The 17379-nt window shown below is 66.7% G+C and carries 20 protein-coding genes; 7 read left to right on the top strand and 13 right to left on the bottom strand.

Features of this window, described 5'->3' with window-relative positions:
- Positions 1 to 19 precede the first annotated feature (19 nt).
- The 3 genes from rimI to GPA27_RS08105 all read right to left on the bottom strand — a co-directional run bounded on the left by rimI (position 20) and on the right by GPA27_RS08105 (position 1640).
- Positions 20 to 472 (bottom strand): ribosomal protein S18-alanine N-acetyltransferase, encoded by a 453-nt coding sequence (gene rimI / locus GPA27_RS08115; protein ID WP_256222845.1) that lies wholly within the window; start codon positions 470 to 472, stop codon positions 20 to 22.
- Positions 469 to 1161, bottom strand: coding sequence for a tRNA (adenosine(37)-N6)-threonylcarbamoyltransferase complex dimerization subunit type 1 TsaB (tsaB, locus tag GPA27_RS08110; RefSeq protein WP_169139325.1), 693 nt, complete (start codon positions 1159 to 1161; stop codon positions 469 to 471). The genes rimI and tsaB overlap by 4 nt, the downstream gene beginning before the upstream one ends.
- An 86-nt stretch (positions 1162 to 1247) precedes the next feature.
- Positions 1248 to 1640 carry a hypothetical protein gene (locus GPA27_RS08105; RefSeq protein ID WP_169139323.1) on the bottom strand — a complete coding sequence of 131 codons (393 nt, stop codon included), beginning with the start codon at positions 1638 to 1640 and terminating at the stop codon, positions 1248 to 1250.
- Positions 1641 to 1842: 202 nt separating this feature from the next.
- On the opposite strand from GPA27_RS08105, the gene ompR reads away from it, so the two are divergent.
- The 6 genes from ompR to GPA27_RS08075 are packed head-to-tail and all read left to right on the top strand — an operon-like array spanning position 1843 to position 6037.
- Positions 1843 to 2580 carry an osmolarity response regulator transcription factor OmpR gene (gene ompR / locus GPA27_RS08100; protein WP_169139321.1) on the top strand — a complete coding sequence of 246 codons (738 nt, stop codon included), beginning with the start codon at positions 1843 to 1845 and terminating at the stop codon, positions 2578 to 2580.
- Positions 2552 to 4018 carry a sensor histidine kinase family protein gene (locus tag GPA27_RS08095; protein WP_278000580.1) on the top strand — a complete coding sequence of 489 codons (1467 nt, stop codon included), beginning with the start codon at positions 2552 to 2554 and terminating at the stop codon, positions 4016 to 4018. The genes ompR and GPA27_RS08095 overlap by 29 nt, the downstream gene beginning before the upstream one ends.
- Before the next feature lie 42 nt (positions 4019 to 4060).
- On the top strand, positions 4061 to 4669 hold the full coding sequence (locus tag GPA27_RS08090; RefSeq protein ID WP_169139312.1) for a septation protein A: 609 nt from the start codon (positions 4061 to 4063) through the stop codon (positions 4667 to 4669).
- Positions 4669 to 4968, top strand: coding sequence for a YciI family protein (locus tag GPA27_RS08085; protein WP_169139310.1), 300 nt, complete (start codon positions 4669 to 4671; stop codon positions 4966 to 4968). Before GPA27_RS08090 ends, GPA27_RS08085 begins: the two co-directional genes overlap by 1 nt.
- Positions 4965 to 5255 (top strand): BolA family protein, encoded by a 291-nt coding sequence (locus tag GPA27_RS08080; RefSeq protein ID WP_169139308.1) that lies wholly within the window; start codon positions 4965 to 4967, stop codon positions 5253 to 5255. Before GPA27_RS08085 ends, GPA27_RS08080 begins: the two co-directional genes overlap by 4 nt.
- Positions 5255 to 6037 (top strand): peptidylprolyl isomerase, encoded by a 783-nt coding sequence (locus GPA27_RS08075; RefSeq protein WP_169139306.1) that lies wholly within the window; start codon positions 5255 to 5257, stop codon positions 6035 to 6037. The genes GPA27_RS08080 and GPA27_RS08075 overlap by 1 nt, the downstream gene beginning before the upstream one ends.
- A gap of 108 nt (positions 6038 to 6145) precedes the next feature.
- Here GPA27_RS08075 and GPA27_RS08070 read toward each other — a convergent pair whose 3' ends face one another.
- The 3 genes from GPA27_RS08070 to GPA27_RS08060 form a co-directional block, all read right to left on the bottom strand.
- Positions 6146 to 7942, bottom strand: coding sequence for an acyl-CoA dehydrogenase (locus GPA27_RS08070; protein WP_169139304.1), 1797 nt, complete (start codon positions 7940 to 7942; stop codon positions 6146 to 6148).
- 87 nt (positions 7943 to 8029) lie between these two features.
- Positions 8030 to 8962, bottom strand: a complete 933-nt coding sequence (locus tag GPA27_RS08065) for an electron transfer flavoprotein subunit alpha/FixB family protein (protein ID WP_169139302.1) — start codon at positions 8960 to 8962, stop codon at positions 8030 to 8032.
- Positions 8963 to 8964: 2 nt separating this feature from the next.
- Positions 8965 to 9714, bottom strand: a complete 750-nt coding sequence (locus GPA27_RS08060; protein WP_169139300.1) for an electron transfer flavoprotein subunit beta/FixA family protein — start codon at positions 9712 to 9714, stop codon at positions 8965 to 8967.
- 184 nt (positions 9715 to 9898) lie between these two features.
- On the opposite strand from GPA27_RS08060, the gene GPA27_RS08055 reads away from it, so the two are divergent.
- Positions 9899 to 10510 (top strand): TetR/AcrR family transcriptional regulator, encoded by a 612-nt coding sequence (locus GPA27_RS08055; RefSeq protein WP_169139298.1) that lies wholly within the window; start codon positions 9899 to 9901, stop codon positions 10508 to 10510.
- A 24-nt stretch (positions 10511 to 10534) separates the two neighbouring features.
- Here the strand turns inward: GPA27_RS08055 and GPA27_RS08050 are convergent, their stop codons facing one another.
- The 7 genes from GPA27_RS08050 to ppx form a co-directional block, all read right to left on the bottom strand.
- On the bottom strand, positions 10535 to 11305 hold the full coding sequence (locus tag GPA27_RS08050; RefSeq protein ID WP_169139296.1) for a TatD family hydrolase: 771 nt from the start codon (positions 11303 to 11305) through the stop codon (positions 10535 to 10537).
- Positions 11306 to 11357: 52 nt separating this feature from the next.
- Positions 11358 to 12161, bottom strand: a complete 804-nt coding sequence (locus GPA27_RS08045) for an enoyl-CoA hydratase (protein WP_169139294.1) — start codon at positions 12159 to 12161, stop codon at positions 11358 to 11360.
- Between the two features lie 95 nt (positions 12162 to 12256).
- Positions 12257 to 12823, bottom strand: coding sequence for an ABC-type transport auxiliary lipoprotein family protein (locus tag GPA27_RS08040; protein ID WP_169139292.1), 567 nt, complete (start codon positions 12821 to 12823; stop codon positions 12257 to 12259).
- 59 nt (positions 12824 to 12882) lie between these two features.
- On the bottom strand, positions 12883 to 13836 hold the full coding sequence (locus GPA27_RS08035) for an MlaD family protein (protein ID WP_169139290.1): 954 nt from the start codon (positions 13834 to 13836) through the stop codon (positions 12883 to 12885).
- Positions 13836 to 14615 carry an ABC transporter ATP-binding protein gene (locus GPA27_RS08030; RefSeq protein ID WP_169139288.1) on the bottom strand — a complete coding sequence of 260 codons (780 nt, stop codon included), beginning with the start codon at positions 14613 to 14615 and terminating at the stop codon, positions 13836 to 13838. The genes GPA27_RS08035 and GPA27_RS08030 overlap by 1 nt, the downstream gene beginning before the upstream one ends.
- Positions 14612 to 15736 carry an ABC transporter permease gene (locus GPA27_RS08025; RefSeq protein WP_169139286.1) on the bottom strand — a complete coding sequence of 375 codons (1125 nt, stop codon included), beginning with the start codon at positions 15734 to 15736 and terminating at the stop codon, positions 14612 to 14614. The genes GPA27_RS08030 and GPA27_RS08025 overlap by 4 nt, the downstream gene beginning before the upstream one ends.
- 7 nt (positions 15737 to 15743) lie before the next feature.
- Entirely contained in the window at positions 15744 to 17252 is a 1509-nt protein-coding gene (gene ppx / locus GPA27_RS08020; RefSeq protein ID WP_169139438.1) for an exopolyphosphatase, read from the bottom strand.
- Positions 17253 to 17379: the final 127 nt, after the last annotated feature.

Below are 17379 nucleotides of genomic sequence, written 5' to 3'. Positions count from 1 at the left end.
GCATCGCGCCGCGCGTCTCTCACAGCTCGCGCCTCATCACGATCGCATCTTCGCGCCGACCGTCGGCCGCCGGGTAATAACCCTTCCGCCGCCCGATCGCAACAAAGCCATGGCGCTCATACAGCGCAAGCGCCGCGGTGTTCGAGGGGCGCACCTCGAGGAAGAACTGGATCGCACCCGCCCGCTGCGCCTCCGACGACAGGTACTCCAACAGTTTCCCGCCAATTCCGCGGCGCTGCACCGTACGCGCAACGCTGATGTTGAGCAGATGGGCCTCGTCGATCACCGTCAGCATCACGGCGTAGGCGACCGGCTCAGCCTCGTCGCGCATCACCCAGCAGTTGTAGCCGGCACGCAGGGAATCCGCGAAATTGCCTTCGCTCCAGGGAAAAGCATGCAGCTCGCGCTCATTCTCGACCACCCACGACAGATCCTCGTCCGTCATGGGAACAAAGCCGAATCCCGCGGTCACGCCCGCCCTCCGCGCGCCAATCGCTCGGCCGTCGTCAGTGCCACCTTGTCGCGCACATACAGCGGCGCGGCGATCTCGGCCGCAACCAGGGCCCCGCCGTCGACGAGGCGCACCGCCAGCCTTGCAACGTCCGCCGCGCGCGGCACCGCATCGCGCTGCTGCGGCCCCAGCCGGTCCAGCACCTCCGGCGGGATCCGATCGCCGTACACGGCGAAGGCCGATCCGATGCCGGTCCACTGCCCCACCGCGGGCAAAGCCAGCATCTCGGGCGGGCAGCACGTCGGCGGCGCGGTCACGACGGGAAGTCCGTCCGACAGACGGTAGGCCGCGGAATACACCTCGCCCATGCGCGCATCGGTCGCGACGTAGATTGCATCCCCCCTGCCCTGCAGCGCCAGCGCCTCGAGACTGCATACCGGCGCGACTCCCAGGTCCGCGCCCATCGCCAGACCCTGTGCCACACCGCAAGCGAGGCGCAACCCGGTAAAGGCGCCCGGACCGGCGCCGAACGCCACGGCATCGAGCGCCCCGAGCGCAACCCCGGCATCGGCGAGCAGCGACTTCAGGGTGGGCAGCAGGCGCTCGGAGTGATTCGAATGCCCTTCCAGGGTTCGTTCGACGGTCTCGCCGTCGAGCAGCAGGGCGACGCTCGCGTGCTCGCACGAGGTCTCGATCGAGAGGATTTTCATAGGCCGCCCATTTTACCGGCAGCGGCCCGACTGCGGAGTACCCGTACCGCGATTGTGCGCGGCGCGGAGACGCGGGAGGATTCCGATCAGCGCTCCGTCACGCTGCGGGGACGGTTCGCGTCGCGCATTGCCTGCCGCAGTTCCTGGTAGAGCGCTTCACGCTGCTCGCGCGACAGGCGGCGCGGCTCCTGCTCAGCAGCGCGGGGGGTCTCCGGGCCGCTCATGAGCGCACGGCGAAGCTCAGCCCGGCGCTTGTCCCGCGCGCTCGAATATCCCGGCGACGTCACACTTTCCTTCCCTTGGCGCGACGACGTGCTCTCGCGAGCGAACCCGGGAGCGGCAACGAGTGCCGACACGAGCGCGCACAGGAACAGGACGATGCCCGTCGCCCGACCACGGGATCGTTTCCCCTGCAACCCGCCGTCGCCGGGGGAGCATGCCGCACAGGAAGTTGACCAGCTTTTTGCCATGATCGCCACGGACAGAGTTCGTATTGCAGATTCGGACGATGAAACCATACCCTCGTATTGGTATTTACGGCGTTTCTGGACGAAGATTTAAAGGCCAACGTGTAAGGGCGTGTTGCGTATTTCCCAAGCCCTTACGAAACGTTACCCGTTGCCGGCAAATCTCCGAATTCCGCGCTGGCACGCGAAAATGTAACCGGATAGGATTCGCACCATGAACACCAAGATCCGATATCGAGTATTGCTGGTCGACGACGATGCGCGCCTGCGCGAACTGTTGTCGCGCTACCTTCAGGAACAGGGCTTCACCGTCAAGTCCGTCGTGGACGCATCGTCCATGGATCGCGCCCTGCACCGCGAGCATTACGACGTGATGGTGCTGGACCTGATGCTTCCCGGCGAAGACGGCCTTGCCATCTGCCGGCGCCTGCGGGGCGACCAGAACGCCATCCCCATCATCATGCTCACTGCCAAGGGCGACGACGTCGACCGCATCATCGGCCTCGAGATGGGCGCCGACGACTACCTTGCCAAGCCGTTCAACCCCCGCGAACTCGTCGCCCGCATCCACGCGGTGATGCGCCGGCAGCCTCCGACGCTACCCGGAGCACCGACGATCGAGGACGAGGTCGTCAAGTTCGGCAACGTGCAGGTGAACCTCGGCGTGCGTTCTCTCGTGCGCGACGGGGAGGAAATCTCGCTCACGACCGGTGAGTTCTCGCTGCTGAAGGTCCTCCTCCAGCATCCGCGGCAGCCGCTGTCGCGCGACAAGCTCATGGAACTGGCACGAGGCCGCGAATACGGCGTCTTCGATCGCGCCATCGACGTGCAGGTGAGCCGCCTGCGCAAGCTCGTCGAAGACGACCCTGCCAAGCCGCGCTACATCCAGACCGTGTGGGGCTTCGGATACGTGTTCGTGCCGGATGAATCGAAGCCTGCCAACGAAGCCTGAACCGTCCGCCGCAGACGCCGGGGAACCCTCGCCAAGTCCCGCGAGCCAGGAGCCGCGCCTCGCGCTGTTCCTGCCGCGGACGCTTCTCTGGCAGACCTTCTTCCTCATCGCCCTGCTTCTGACGCTGGCGCTGGCAACCTGGTCGCAGATCTTCAGTCATTTCGAAGAGCCGGCGCGCGCCCGCAACCTGGCCCAGATGGTCGCCAGCGTCGTGAATCTCACGCGCACGGCGCTCATCAACTCGGAAGCCGAGCGGCGCACGGAGCTGCTGATCGAACTGGCAGCGCTCGAGGGAATGCGCATCTACCCGGCTGAACCCAGCGACGAACTCAAACCGCTGCCCGACACGCGCGGAATGCAGATGCTGACGCAGGAAGTCCGCCGGCAGCTCGGAACCCACACGCGCTTCGCCTCGCGCTGGAAGACCCTCGATGGGTTCTGGGTGAGTTTCCGTCTCGACCCGGACGACGAACAGGATTTCTGGCTGATGCTCCCATCCGAGCGCATCGAGCGCACCGGCGCTCTGGAATGGCTCGTCTGGGGAGGCGGCGCGCTCCTTGCCGCGCTGATCGGCGCTTACATGATCGTGTCCCGCATCGGCGTCCCGCTGCGCAACCTGGCCCGCTCGGCACGCGTCGTCGGCAGCGGCCGCACGCCGCCGCACCTCCCCGAAAGCGGGCCGCTCGAAATCGCCACGGTTGCGCGGGCGTTCAACCAGATGGCCGGCGACCTGGCCCGCACCGACGCCGACCGTGCCTTGATCCTCGCCGGCGTGTCGCACGACCTGCGCACGCCCCTCGCACGCCTGCGCCTCGGCATCGAGATGTCCGGCGCGCCTGATACCGACGTTCGCGCGATGGTCGCCGACGTCGAGGAAATGGACCGCATCATCGGCCAGTTCCTCGATTTCGGGCGCGGCGAACCCCAGGAACCCCTGCAGGTCGAGGACCTCGCGGGCCTGCTCGCCGATATCGCCGAACCTTATCGCCTGCGCGGCATCAAGGTGCGCCTCGACGCCCCGGCGAGCCTCGCTGTGCCGGTGCGCACCCTCCCGCTGCGCCGCGCGGTCCGCAATCTGATGGACAATGCGGTACGTTACGCCGGTGAAGAGAGCCCCATCAGTCTCATCGTTTCGAGCCGCGGCGACGAAGCCCTGATCGAAGTCGCCGACCGCGGCCCCGGCATTCCCGAGGCCGACATGGAGCGCATGCGCCATCCCTTCACGCGCCTCGAGACCGCGCGCTCGAACACCAAGGGCGCCGGTCTCGGCCTCGCCATCGTCGAACGCATCATTGCCTCGCACGAAGGTCGGCTCGAGTTGCGCGCCCGCAACGGTGGCGGCCTGCGCGCAATCATCCATCTGCCCCTGGAAGGACCGAAGCGCGGGCGCCTGCTCGCTGCACGCACCGAGGCAGACGACGAGGCAGACGGCGAGTAGTGCAAACCCGATTGCCGCGCCGAGTCGCTATAATCCCTGCGCATGAAAATTCTCTTCGACCTGCTTCCCGTCATCCTCTTCTTTGCCGCCTACAAGTTCGCCGGACACGACCCGGCAGCGGCGCACGACCTCGCCACCCGGGTCCTCGGCGATGGCATCCAGGCCACCCAGGCTCCCATCCTCATCGCAACGGCGGTCGCGATCCTCGCCACGGCCGGCCAGATCGCATGGGTATGGTTCAGGCACCGAAAGGTCGACACGATGCTGTGGGTCAGCCTCGCGATCATCGTCGTATTCGGCGGCGCGACCCTGTTCTTCCACAATCCCACCTTCATCAAGTGGAAGCCGACCGCGCTTTACTGGCTCTTCGGCGCCACGCTCGCCGGCTCGGAACTGCTGTTCCGCCGCAACCTGATCCGCAAGATGCTGGAGGCACAAGTGCGCCTGCCCGAGCCGGTGTGGGGGCGCCTCAGCCATGCCTGGGCCGCGTTCTTCCTCTGCATGGGCGTCCTCAACCTGTACGTCGCCTACAACTTTTCCGAAGAAGCGTGGGTCAATTTCAAGCTCTTCGGCGGCATGGGCCTGATGCTTCTGTTCGTTCTGGCCCAGGGCCTCTACCTCTCCAAACACATCCAGGAGGAAACCAGCTGATGCTTTACGTGCTGACGGGCGAAGACGCCCCGGGCAAACTCGACGCCCGCATGGCCGTGCGCCCGGCGCACCTCGCGCGCCTCGAAGCGCTGCGTGACGAGGGGCGGCTCGTGGTGGCCGGCCCCATGCCTGCGATCGACTCGCCCGACCCCGGCCCGGCCGGCTTCTTCGGCAGCCTGGTGATCGCCGAATTCCCGTCCCAGGCCGACGCCGAAGCCTGGCTCGCGACCGACCCCTACGTCACGAACGGCGTCTTCGCGCGCACCAGCGTCCACCCGTACAAGAAGGTCCTGCCGTGACGGTGATCGACGAGATCAGGGACCGGCTCGCGGTCCTCAATCCCCTCTCGATCGAGATCGAGGACGACAGCGCCCTGCACGCCGGACATGCCGGCGCCAAGAGCGGCGGCGGACACTACCGCATGACGATGGTGTCGGACGCATTTATCGGCAAAAATACGGTTGCACGTCACCGACTCATATATGGCGCGCTGGGCGAACTGATGCGAACCCGCATTCATGCACTCGCCATTCGCGCCCTGACGGCCGAAGAGGCCAACACTCAACCCAACAGGAAGGAACTTTGATGATTCGCTTTCCCAGCCGTCTCGCACTTTGTCTCATGGCCGGCCTGATCGGCCAGGCGGCCCATGCCGCGGGCCCTGCTGCCACGGTGAACGGCACCGCGATCCCCGCTGCGCGCGCCGACGTGATGTTCAACGAACAGCGCGCCCAAGGCGCTCCCGACAATCCTCAGCTCCGCGACGCGGTGCGCGAGGAGCTGATCCGCCGCGAAGTCCTGGCCCAGGAAGCCGCCAAGAAGGGGCTCGACAAGAAGAGCGACGTGCAGGCCCAGATGGACCTCGCCCGCCAGGCAGTGCTGCTGCGCGCCTACATCCAGGACTACGTGAAGACCAACCCGGTCACCGACGCCGACCTGAAGAAGGAATACGACAGCGTCAAGAGCAAGATGGGCTCGAAGGAATACAAGCCCCGTCACGTCCTGGTCGAGACCGAGGACGAGGCCAAGGCGATCATCGCCAAGCTGAAGGCCGGCGAGAAGTTCGACGCCCTCGCCAAGCAGTCGAAGGATCCCGGCTCCAAGGACAGCGGAGGCGACCTCGGCTGGAGCAATCCGGGCATGTTCGTGAAGCCGTTCTCCGATGCGATGGTCAAGCTCGAGAAGGGCAAGTACAGCGACACGCCCGTGAAGTCGGACTTCGGCTACCACGTGATCCAGCTCGACGACGTGCGCGACCTGAAGGCACCCGACTTCGAGGAGGTCAAGCCGCAACTCGAGCAGCGTCTGCAGCAACAGAAGATCGAGAAGCACATCATGGATCTGCGCGCCAAGGCGAAGGTCCAGTAAGCGTCCCGACCTGAAACACGAAGGGCCGCCCCGAGCGATCGGGGCGGCCCTTTTGCATTCCGGGGCCCGACACACGGAGGAGAGCTTCCACCCTCCTCCGCCACGTCGTCAGAACTGGGCTTCGTCGAGCGCCAGCGCACCCGCAGCGCCATTCACCACCGAGTAAGACAGCGCCTGCGCCTGCGGCAGGATGTGGTCGGCATAAAAGCGCGCGGTAACGATCTTGGTCTTGTAGAACTCGTCGGAGGAACCTTCCGCGATGCGCATCGACGACACCAGCGCGGCACGCGCCATGAGCCAGCCGCCGGCCACGATGCCAAGGAGCTTGAGGAAGGGCACCGAGCCCACGGAGGCCGCCTTGACGTCCTTGCCGTAGGTCGCGAGCACGTATTCGACCGCGGCTTCGAGCGCTGCGATGCCCGATTCGAGGGACTTGCGGATCGCCACGAACGCCTCGTCGCCGCCGTGCTCGCCGAGCTGGGCGAGCACCCCGCGCATTTCCGCGATCAGGGCCTTGATGGTGACTCCGCCCTCGCGCGCAGTCTTGCGGCCGATGAGGTCGTTCGCCTGGATCGCGGTCGTGCCCTCGTAGATCGTCGTGATGCGCGAATCGCGCAGATGCTGCGCAGCGCCGGTCTCCTCGATGAAGCCCATGCCGCCGTGCACCTGCACGCCGGTCGAGGCGATGTCGATCGAGTTCTCCGTCGACCAGCCCTTGACCACCGGGATCATGAGGTCGACGAAAGCCTGATTCTCCGCGCGCACGGCCGCGTCCGGATCCCGGTGCGCAGCGTCGTTCGCGGCTGCCACGACGTAGGCCAGCGCACGCATGGCTTCGGTCTGCGACTTCATCGACATCAGCATGCGACGGACGTCCGGGTGATGGATGATCGAGACCTTCGGGCCGCCGCGCACGCCCATCTCGGCCCCTTGGACGCGATCCTTGGCGTAGGTCAGCGCGTGCTGGTAGGCACGCTCGGACAGTGCCACGCCTTCCATGCCGACCGCAAAGCGTGCTTCGTTCATCATGATGAACATGTACTCGAGGCCGCGATTCTCCTCGCCGATGAGGGTGCCGATCGCACCGCCGTGGTCGCCGAACGCGAGCACGCAGGTCGGGCTCGCGTGGATGCCCAGCTTGTGCTCGATCGACACGCAGTGGACGTCGTTGCGCGCCCCCGGGGTGCCGTCGGCGTTGAGCAGGAACTTGGGCACGACGAAGAGCGAGATGCCCTTCACGCCTTCCGGTGCGTCCGGCAGGCGGGCGAGCACGAGGTGGACGATGTTGTCCGTCATGTCGTGTTCGCCGTAGGTGATGAAGATCTTCTGGCCGAAGATCTTGTAGGTACCGTCAGGCTGCGGCTCGGCGCGGGTGCGCACGGCCGCGAGGTCCGAACCGGCCTGCGGTTCGGTCAGGTTCATGGTGCCGGTCCATTCGCCGCTCACCATTTTCGGCAGGTAGGCTGCCTTCTGTTCGTCGGTGCCGCGCAGCGTGACCGCTTCGATCGCACCGTTGGTCAACATCGGACACAGGGAGAAGGCCATGTTGGCCGCCTTCCACATTTCCATCACTGCGGTCGCAATAAGCTTCGGCAGGCCCTGGCCGCCGAATTCGGGTTCGCATGCGAGCGCGGTCCAGCCGGCTTCGGCAAACTGCTTGTAGGCTTCCTTCCAGCCCGGCGCGGTGCGGACGTTGCCGTTGTCCCACTTGGCACCTTCCTGGTCGCCAATCCGGTTCAGCGGGGCGAGGACGCCGCTGGCGAACTTGTTCGCCTCGTCGAGGATCGCATCCACCAGATCCGCGGACACTTCCTCGCATCCGGGCAACTTCGCGACTTCGTCGAGGCCGGCCAGCTCGCGCATGACGAACTGCATGTCGCGGATCGGCGCAGTGTATTGACTCATGTGTACTTCTCCCGAGACCTGCTTATTGTGAAACTGCGCCCATTCGGGCGCAGTCCTTGTAAAGCTATTTTTAGGTTTCTACAGCATTCAACCGACTGCTTTAGCCAGCTCCGGCACGACTTCGAACAGGTCGCCGACGAGGCCGTAATCCGCCACCTGGAAGATCGGCGCTTCCGGATCCTTGTTGATCGCGACGATCACCTTGGAATCCTTCATGCCGGCCAGGTGCTGGATCGCGCCCGAGATGCCGACCGCGATGTAGAGCTGCGGCGCGACGATCTTGCCGGTCTGGCCAACCTGATAGTCGTTGGGCACGTAGCCCGCGTCGACCGCGGCGCGCGAGGCACCCAGCGCGGCGCCGAGGGCGTCGGCGAGCGGCTCGAGCAGCTTGTGGTAATTCTCGCTGTTGCCCAGACCACGACCGCCCGAGACGATGATCTTGGCGGCGCCGAGTTCGGGACGTGCGCTCTTGGTCAGTTCACGGCCCTTGACGGTCGTCAGACCCAGATCGGCACCTGCAGCGACAGCTTCCACCGTGGCCGAGCCGCCCTGCCCGGCCGCCTCGAAGGCGGTCGTACGCACGGTCATCACCTTCACGGCGTCGGCCGACTTCACGGTGGCCAGCGCATTGCCCGCGTAGATCGGGCGCACGAAGGTGTCGGCCGATTCGACGGCGACGATGTCGGAGATCTGCGCCACGTCGAGCAGCGCGGCGACGCGCGGGGCGACGTTCTTGCCGTTGGCGGTGCTGGGAGCGAGGATGTGGGTGTAGCCCGCTGCATTGGCGACAACCAGCGCAGCGACGTTCTCGGCGGTCTGCGAGTCGTAGTGGGCGGCGTCCGCAACGCGCACCTTGGCGACGCCCGCGACCTTCGCGGCTTCCGCGGCCGCTGCGCCGCAGTTGGCACCGGCGACGAGCACATGCACCTCGCTACCGAGCTTGGCAGCGGCCGAGACGGTGTTGAGGGTGGCGGCCTTCAGGCTCGCGTTGTCGTGTTCTGCAATAACCAGGATCGCCATGTTCAGATCACCTTCGCTTCGTTCTTGAGCTTGTCGACGAGTTGCGCGACGTCCGCGACGCGCACGCCGGCGCTGCGCTTGGGCGGCTCGGACACTTTCAGCGTCGCCAGGCGCGGCGTGACATCGACACCGAGATCGGCCGGCTTGACGATGTCGAGCGGCTTCTTCTTCGCCTTCATGATGTTGGGCAGCGTCGCGTAGCGCGGCTCGTTCAGGCGCAGGTCGGTCGTCACGACCGCCGGCAGCTTCATCTCGAGGGTCTCGAGACCGCCGTCGATCTCGCGCATCACCGATGCAACGCCGTCAGCCAGCTGGACCTTGGACGCGAAGGTGGCCTGGGGCCAGCCCAGCAGCGCCGCCAGCATCTGGCCGGTCTGGTTCGAGTCGTCGTCGATCGCCTGCTTGCCGCAGATCACGACCGTCGGCTGCTCCTTGTCGCACAGTGCCTTCAGCAGCTTCGCCACGGCGAGCGGCTGCAGCTCGGCGTCGCTCTCGACCAGGATGCCGCGGTCGGCACCGATCGCCATCGCCGCACGGATCGTCTCCTGGCAGGCCGCGATACCGCAGCTCACCGCCACGACCTCGGTCGCGATGCCGGCTTCTTTCAGCCGCACTGCTTCCTCGACGGCGATTTCGTCGAAGGGGTTCATGGACATCTTCACGTTCGCAATATCAACGCCCGTGCCGTCCGCCTTCACTCGCACCTTGACGTTGTAATCGACTACGCGTTTGACGGGTACCAGGATCTTCAATGCCGCGCTCCTTTGCGTGTTAGGTCGGTCGAAATTGTGGAAAGGGAATCATGTTACCGCCACCATGCGAAAAATACGCCGTTGCGATGAACACTTGACCGCCGACCGAAAAAATCGTTCCATACGCATAGGTATGGAGTGCATACGGTACCGTATGGTGATCCTTTAGTCAATACTGGGTGGTATGGAAAACAAGCCTCTAAAACCGCGCGTCCAGCTAGACCGCAATGCATGGGTAAGCGCTGCCACCGAGGTCCTCGCCGAAGAGGGCATCGCCGGACTTCGCGTCGAAGTGCTCGCAAAGCGCCTGAAGGTCACGAAAGGCAGCTTTTACTGGCACTTCCAAGATCGTCGGGACTTGCTGCTGGCCGTCCTTCAGGTGTGGAAGGACGGGCGGATCCGCGACATCGTCAAACAGACGCGCGCCCAGCCCGGCCGGGAACTGGAGCAGATTTACCACGTCATCGACATTTATAGCACGAGCCGCAGCCGGCGCGGCGCCGCAATCGAGCTCGCCGTGCGCGATTGGGCGCGCCGCGACGCCGATGCCGCCGCGATCGTCGCCGAAGTGGACGACATCCGCCTGCGTTGCGCGCGCGAACTCTTCCTCGCATGCGGCGTGCCGATGGAGGAAGCGTCGAGCCGCTGCATGCTGCTCTACGCCTACGTGTTCGGCATCTCGCTGATGATCTACGACAAGTTCGACAGCGACGTGGCACGCCTCAAACGCGACATCGCCGACCTCATCGCCCAGTCGGCGAGCATGACGCGCACGGCCGCGGCGGCCAGCAGCTGAGGCGCCGCGACGGGATCGCGCGGATCAGCCGGGCGCGAGCGCCGGGAAGACGGCGCAGGCATTCCGTCCCGTCGCCTCGGCGATTTCGGCAGCGGACACGCCGCGCAGCCCGGCGAGCACTTCGGCAAAGCGGCGCAGATCGGCAGGTTCGTTGCGCCCGCCCTGTGCCCACGCAGGAGGGATGTCCGGTGCGTCCGTTTCGAGCACGATCGCGTCGATCGGCAGGCTAGCCGCGAGGCTGCGGATGCGGCGCGAGCCGTCGAACGTCATCGCCCCGCCGAAGCCCAGCCTGAAACCCAGCGCGATGAAGGCGTCGGCCTGCTGCCGGCTGCCGTTGAACGCGTGGGCGATGCCGCCGGGCACCTCGATGCGGCGCAGGTGCTTGAGGATGTCGTCGACCGCGCGCCGGACGTGCAGGATCACGGGAAGGCCGAAGCGGCGGGCGAGCTTCAGCTGTTCGACGAAATACAGCTCCTGGGTGACGCGGTCGAAATCCGGCGCGAAGAAGTCGAGACCGATCTCGCCAACCGCGACCGCCAGTCCGTGTGCGAGGCGCTCCTGCAGGATGTCGAGATCCTCCCTGCGGGCGCCACCGACATACAGCGGATGGATGCCGAACGCATGGACGATGTCCGCATGGGCTGCCGCCAGGGCCGCGACCCTGTCGAAGTTGGCGACCTCGACTGCCGGCACGACGAAGCGGGTGACGCCCGCCGCGCGCGCCGCTGCCATCACCGCGGCACGATCGGCGTCGAACTCGGCGGCATCGAGGTGGATGTGCGTATCGACGAGCATTGCAGCGACACCGGGTTCGCGGGCAGGCGCCAATTCCCCTGCCCCCGGACGCTCAGCGCCCGCGCCACTCCGGCTTGCGCTTGGCGATGAAGGCATCGATGCCCTCGGCGGCGTCCTCGCTCATCATGTTGCACGCCATCGTCTCGGCCGCCATCTGGTAGGCGCCTTCCATGCCCATCTCGAGCTGGCGGTAGAACATCTGCTTGCCCATGCGGATCGCGAGGGGGGATTTGGCGCAGATCGCGGTGGCGAGCTTCGCGATCTCGGCGTCGAGCTCCTCGAGCGGCACGACGCGGTTCACGAGCCCGCGGCGCTGCGCTTCCGCGGCGTCGATGAAGTCCCCGGTGACCAGCATCTCGAACGCTTCCTTGCGCCCCATGTTGCGTGACAGGCCCACGCTGGGGGTCGCGCAGAAGAGACCGACGTTGATGCCCGACACGGCGAAGCGCGCGACATCGGCGGCGACGGCGAGGTCGCACATCGACACCAGCTGGCAGCCCGCCGCGGTCGCGATGCCGTGGACACGGGCGATGACGGGCTGCGGCAGCTCGGTGAGCTTGACCATGAACTTGCCGCACAGGCGGAAGAGATCCTGCTGGAACTGCAGGGTGTGGTTCCCGCGCATCTCCTTCAGGTCATGGCCCGCGCAGAAGACCTTGCCCTCGCCCGCGAGCACGACCACGCGCACGCTCGCGTCCGAAGCGATCGCGTCGATCTCGGCGATCAGGGCTTCGAGCATCGCACGCGAGAGGGAGTTGAACTGGCCAGGACGGTTCAGGGTCAGGTACGCGACCCCACCTTCGTCGCGGCGCAGCAGCAGCGGTGCGTTGTCGGATTGCTGAGGCAGTGCGCTCATCGTCATCTCTCCCGTGATGTTTGTGCATGTAATGAGTTATTGATTTTGCCCGATCCAGCGACGGAGCGGAGGCGGTGACGCGCCAGCAAGGCCGCCTAGCGGCGGCACGCCCCCGCGGCGGAATCCGCCATCCAGCCCGCGACTTCGATCGTCAGCCGTTCGCCGGCCTTGCGGAACGCCGTGACGCCCCCCTTCGCGTCGGCGCCGGACGCGGGCTCGCGCAGTTCGAACATCCGCCGCGCGAGCGCATTTTCACCGCGCGGGGGCAGCAGCTCGGCACGCGCAACAATGACCGCCGTGCTCGCGCCGGGGGACTCGAACGCCTGGGTGAATTCGTCCACTTCAAGGCGCAGCCGGCAGCCGCCGCCGGTGGAAGACGGCGCCGACAGGGCCTGCAGCAGCAGCCGCTGCAGCATTTCGGCAGGCGGGGCGGCCCACCGGCTTTCGGCAAATACCTGGCGTTGCGCCGGCTGGAGATACTCCAGCCGGTACTGCATCGCCGACGTCGCGAGCCACGACGGCGCCCGGACTTCGATCTGCGACGGCAGGACGGCAGGCGCCGGGGAAACGGCGCCGGCCAGGCCGAGATCATAGATGGCGGGCGCAACCGGCCGTTGCGGCAGACCGCTGCATGCGCCCAGCGCCAGACCGGTGGCGAGCACGCCGAGGATCCTTGCCCCCCGCTTCCGGGCGCGAAGTGTCATGAGAGTTGCGTGGAGGTTCATCGGGACGGGAGCGCGGCAGGCGTGAATCCGTTTTCGCCGGGTCCGGGCGCCGCAGGCTGGCGACCGAGCAAGAGCATTTGCGGAGACGCGTCGACCTCCTCGACAAGGTGTCCGATACGTTGAGAGGTTCCTTTCAGTTCCTCGAGCAGGGCATTGAGCTGCGGCAGGGTTTCGTCGGCTACGCGCCCGCCCGTGGCAGCGGTCGCGGCATCCACGCGCTCGGCGAGCCCCTGCAGAGTGGCCATCAGGACCTTGAGTTCGCCGATGGCCGGGCCGGCGTCGACACTCGCACGCTCGAGGTTCTGCAGGGTATTCGACAGCCGGGCGAGATTCTCCTGATTGAGGACCGCGCGGATCGATGCCAGCGTCTTCGGTGCGTCGGCCAGCGTACGGTCGGCTCCCGCCGCCGCGGACTCCAGCTTCTGCAGGGTATTTCCGACCCGCCGGATATTCTCGTCGGTGACGAGATCGCCAAGTTTGTCGGCGACGAGCTTGAGCCTGCGCGCGGCGTCGAGGGTCGTCTCGGTAAGCTGTTCCATCGTCCCCGGCTCCATCGTGAGCCGCGGGGGTTCGGCGCCCTCCCCGGCCAGCGGTTCCGGATTCTCGCCACGGTCGTTGAGCTGGACGTAGGCGAGGCCGGTGACCCCCTGGTACGCGAGACTGGCCCGCGTTCCCCGTGTCAGCGGGATGTCGCTGCGCAGGCGGATGTAGACGAGGATCTTGCGCGGGTCCTCGGGGTCGATCGTGATGTCCGACACCTTGCCGGCGGCCATGCCGCGATAGCGCACCCGCGCTTCGAGGTTGAGGCCGGTGACGGTGCCGACCGACTCGAGGATGTAGGTGCGCTGCGAGTCGCCGTCGTCCGAGAACCACCAAAGCGACGCGAGCAGCGCAGTGCCGAGGACGATGGCGAAGAGTCCCGCCGCCAGCGCGTGGGCGCGATTTTCCATCAGCGCACGCCTCCGCCCCGAATGCCGGCGCGAAGGCCGAAGGGTCTGCGGAAGAAGCTCTCGACAAAGGGGTGGTCCAGTTCCATCGTTTCCTCGAGCGAGACGCAACTCACGATGCGTCGATCCGAGAGTATCGCGATTTTTGTCGCCAGCGCGGCGAGCGTGTCGACGTCGTGGGTCACGAGCACCACGGTCAGCCCGAGCTGGCGTTGCAGACTGAGCACGAGTTCGACGAAGGCCATGCTGCGATCCGGGTCCAGGCCGGCCGTCGGTTCGTCGAGCAGCAGCAGTTCGGGCTCGAGCGCAAGTGCCCGCGCCAGGGCGACGCGCTTGACCATGCCGCCCGAAAGCTCCGCCGGCATCAGCAGCGCGGTTGCGGGCTCGAGCTCTACCAGCGAGAGCTTCAGGGCGACGAGGTTGGCGATCTCCGCGTCAGTTGCGAGGCGCAGTTCCCGCAGCGGGAAACCGATGTTTTCGGCGACGTTCATCGCAGAGAACAGCGCGCCGTGCTGGAACAGGACGCCGAAGCGGCGGCGTCGCGTGCGCTGTTCGCGGGCACTGCCCGAAAACAGCGGCGCGCCGAACACCGACACCTCACCCGCAGCGGGCCGCGTGAGGCCGATGATGTGGCGCAGCAGGGTCGTCTTGCCGCTGCCGGAACCGCCGACCAGGGCGACGACTTCGCCACGATGCACGGTCAGGTCGAGGCCATCGTGCACGACCGTGGCGCCGAAACGCGTGACGATCCCGCGCAATTCGATCACCGGCTTTGTGTTCATCGCGGAATCCCGATCGAGCGCGTGGCGATCGCGAACAGCGCGTCGACCAGGATCACAACGGTGATCGACGAGACGACCGACGCCGTGGTGTTGGCCGACAGGCTTTCCGTATTGGGGCTGACGCGCAGGCCGAAGTGGCAGGCCACGAGGGCGATCATCAACCCGAACACTGCCCCCTTGGCGAAGCCGATGACGAGGTTCGCTAGCGGCACGACCTGCGGCAGGCGTTCGATGAAGAAGGCCATGCCGAGATCGAGCTGCAGCCACGCCGACAGCATGCCTCCGAGCAGTGCGACCGACGAGGTCCACAGCACCAGCAAAGGCATGGCGAGGGTCAGCGCGATGACCTTGGGCAGGATGAGGCGGAGGGTGCGCGAGACCCCCATCGCCGCGAGGGCGTCGATTTCCTCAGTCACGCGCATCACGCCAAGTTGGGCGGTCATCGCGGACCCGGAACGGCCGGCGACCAGCACCGACACCAGCACCGGCCCGAGCTCGCGGATGATGCCCAGGCCGAGGATGTTCACGATGAAGACGTCCGCGCCGAAGGCGCGCAACTGCAGCGCCGAAAGGTAGGACATCACCACGCCGATCAGGAAGCCGACGAGCGCGGCCACCGGCATCGCCTTGAACCCGGCCTTATATACGTTGGCGGAGATCTCACGCAGCGGCCATTCCGCGGGATGGCGCATGAGGTAGGCGAGATCGAGGCACAACTGGCCGAGCAGGCGGGTGAAGTCCAGCACGTGGTCACGGAACGCGAGCAGCGCGCTGCCGAGCACGATGACGGCGTCCACGATGTTGAAGCGCCGCACCCGCGGCAGGGGCGATTCCGCACTGGCGGCCACGCGGCCGATGATCGCGCGCAGGTCGTCGGGGATTTCGATGGACGCCGGCCAGCGCCTGCCCCACGCATGCCACATCAGCGCGGCGCCGAAGCTGTCGAGACGCGAGATGTCCGTCAAGGACCACGCCACGTCGTCGCGCCTGCCCGCCAGCTGCGCCCGGAAGCTCTGTAACCGGTAGGACAGCGCGCGCAGCGTCCAGTCGCCCTGCAGGCGCACCCGGCTGCGTGCGCCGGGCGCCGGCGCCGGATCGGTCGCGATCTCGGGGCTGCGCATTCCGTCCTCAGGCGGCGAGCGTGCGGCCTGAATGCGTATGCAGGACGAGGCTGCGCCCGACGGAGAACCACTGCCGCTGTTCCTCGTCGATCGCCGCCGCCGTGAGCGGGAGCTGCTTGAGCCAGCCTTCCCGCGCCGTCACGATGAAGCCCCGACCGTCGCGGCGGAGCTGGATCGGCGGAACGCCGCGGCCGTCTCGCGCGCGGTGGATGACGGCCGCCAGGCGCAGGCAGACGATCAAGGGCCAGTCTGGGCTGTCGGGGTCGAGCGCGGCAACGCGCTCGAGCTTGCCGCGATGCGCGAGCACGAGACGCGCGAGCCGACCCTGGTCCATGCGCGAGAAGCCGGGCATGTCGGCGTTCGCAAGAATGTAGGCGCTGTGCTTGTGGTAGCTGGAGTGCGCGACCGATACGCCGATCTCGTGCAGCGAGGCGGCCCAGCGCAGGAAGCGCAGGTCGGGATGCTGGCCGTCGCTGTGCACACTCTCGGGAACGAGTCCGGCAAAAAGATGCGCCGCGGTGTTCGCGACCTCGTCGGCCTGACGGCGATCCACCCCGTAGCGGGCGACGAAGGCCGACACGGTGGCATCGCGCAGGTCATGGTGGTGGTAGCGACCGAGAAGGTCGTAGAGTACCCCCAGACGCAAGGCTCCTTCGGAGAACACCATGCGCTCGAGGCCGAATTCCTTGAACACCGCCGACATGATAGCAAAGCCGCCGAGGAGAACCGGCAGGCGGTCGCCCCGCAGTCCGGCGAGTTGCAGGCGGTCGAGGCTGCCGGCGCGCAGCAGGATGGCCTTCAGGCGCTCCAGGCCGTCGCGCGTGACACCGCCGTCGGACAGGCCGTTCTGCTCGAGGATCTCGACGAGCGCCTTGGCCGAGCCGCTCGACCCGACGGCCACTTCCCAGCCGGCCTCGCGGTACGCGTGGGCGATCGCCTGCAGCTCGCGGCTGGCCGCCATCTCCGCGTCCTTCAACCCGCGCTTGTCGATCTTTCCGTCCGGGAAATACTGCAGGCTATAACTGACGCAGCCCATGTACAGCGACTCGAGCAGGATGGGTTCGAAGCTCTTGCCGATGATGAACTCGGTGGAGCCGCCGCCGATATCGACGACGAGCTGCTGGCGGTGCGGATCGGGCAGCGTGTGTGCGACGCCAACGTAGATGAGCCGCGCTTCCTCGCGGCCGGCGATGACTTCGATCGGCACGCCCAGCGCGGCCTCTGCCTGCACCAGGAACGCCGGGGCGTTCTTCGCCACCCGTAGGGTGTTCGTCGCCACCGCACGCACGGAGTCGCCATCGAAGCCGCGCAGGCGCTCGTTGAAGCGCTGCAGCGCCGCGAGGCCGCGCTGCTGGGCAGACTCATCGAGAATCTTGTTGGGAGACAATCCCGCCGCAAGGCGCACCGCTTCCTTGAGACCGTCCAGCGGATAGATCTGGTCGTTGACGATCCTTCCGACCTGCAGCCGGAAACTGTTGGATCCGAGATCGATCGCGGCGATCAGCTCGTGCATCATGGGGTGGGGGGCGAAGACGACGGCTACAGGGCAAGGGGGCATTCTATCACCGCACGCGAGCGTCGCCCGGCACAGGGGCTCGCGGCAAGGTCACCCGGCGCGGCGTCGTTCATGCCGATTGCACTGC

This window comes from Aromatoleum toluolicum (assembly GCF_012911005.2).
GTDB classification, from domain to species: domain Bacteria; phylum Pseudomonadota; class Gammaproteobacteria; order Burkholderiales; family Rhodocyclaceae; genus Aromatoleum; species Aromatoleum toluolicum.
The sequence above is the reverse complement of the archived record's forward strand: the minus strand, read 5'-3'. Positions and strand labels throughout refer to the sequence as shown.

Coding starts and splice junctions, on each gene's coding strand:
- GPA27_RS08095 (WP_278000580.1), top strand. CDS start 2,552: ATGAATCGAAGCCTGCCAACGAAGCCTGAACCGTCCGCCGCAGACGCC.
- GPA27_RS08065 (WP_169139302.1), bottom strand. CDS start 8,962: ATGGCGATCCTGGTTATTGCAGAACACGACAACGCGAGCCTGAAGGCC.
- GPA27_RS08035 (WP_169139290.1), bottom strand. CDS start 13,836: ATGGAAAATCGCGCCCACGCGCTGGCGGCGGGACTCTTCGCCATCGTC.
- GPA27_RS08075 (WP_169139306.1), top strand. CDS start 5,255: ATGATTCGCTTTCCCAGCCGTCTCGCACTTTGTCTCATGGCCGGCCTG.
- GPA27_RS08085 (WP_169139310.1), top strand. CDS start 4,669: ATGCTTTACGTGCTGACGGGCGAAGACGCCCCGGGCAAACTCGACGCC.
- GPA27_RS08025 (WP_169139286.1), bottom strand. CDS start 15,736: ATGCGCAGCCCCGAGATCGCGACCGATCCGGCGCCGGCGCCCGGCGCA.
- GPA27_RS08045 (WP_169139294.1), bottom strand. CDS start 12,161: ATGAGCGCACTGCCTCAGCAATCCGACAACGCACCGCTGCTGCTGCGC.
- GPA27_RS08050 (WP_169139296.1), bottom strand. CDS start 11,305: ATGCTCGTCGATACGCACATCCACCTCGATGCCGCCGAGTTCGACGCC.
- GPA27_RS08090 (WP_169139312.1), top strand. CDS start 4,061: ATGAAAATTCTCTTCGACCTGCTTCCCGTCATCCTCTTCTTTGCCGCC.
- GPA27_RS08070 (WP_169139304.1), bottom strand. CDS start 7,942: ATGAGTCAATACACTGCGCCGATCCGCGACATGCAGTTCGTCATGCGC.
- ppx (WP_169139438.1), bottom strand. CDS start 17,252: ATGATGCACGAGCTGATCGCCGCGATCGATCTCGGATCCAACAGTTTC.
- ompR (WP_169139321.1), top strand. CDS start 1,843: ATGAACACCAAGATCCGATATCGAGTATTGCTGGTCGACGACGATGCG.
- tsaB (WP_169139325.1), bottom strand. CDS start 1,161: ATGAAAATCCTCTCGATCGAGACCTCGTGCGAGCACGCGAGCGTCGCC.
- GPA27_RS08055 (WP_169139298.1), top strand. CDS start 9,899: ATGGAAAACAAGCCTCTAAAACCGCGCGTCCAGCTAGACCGCAATGCA.
- GPA27_RS08030 (WP_169139288.1), bottom strand. CDS start 14,615: ATGAACACAAAGCCGGTGATCGAATTGCGCGGGATCGTCACGCGTTTC.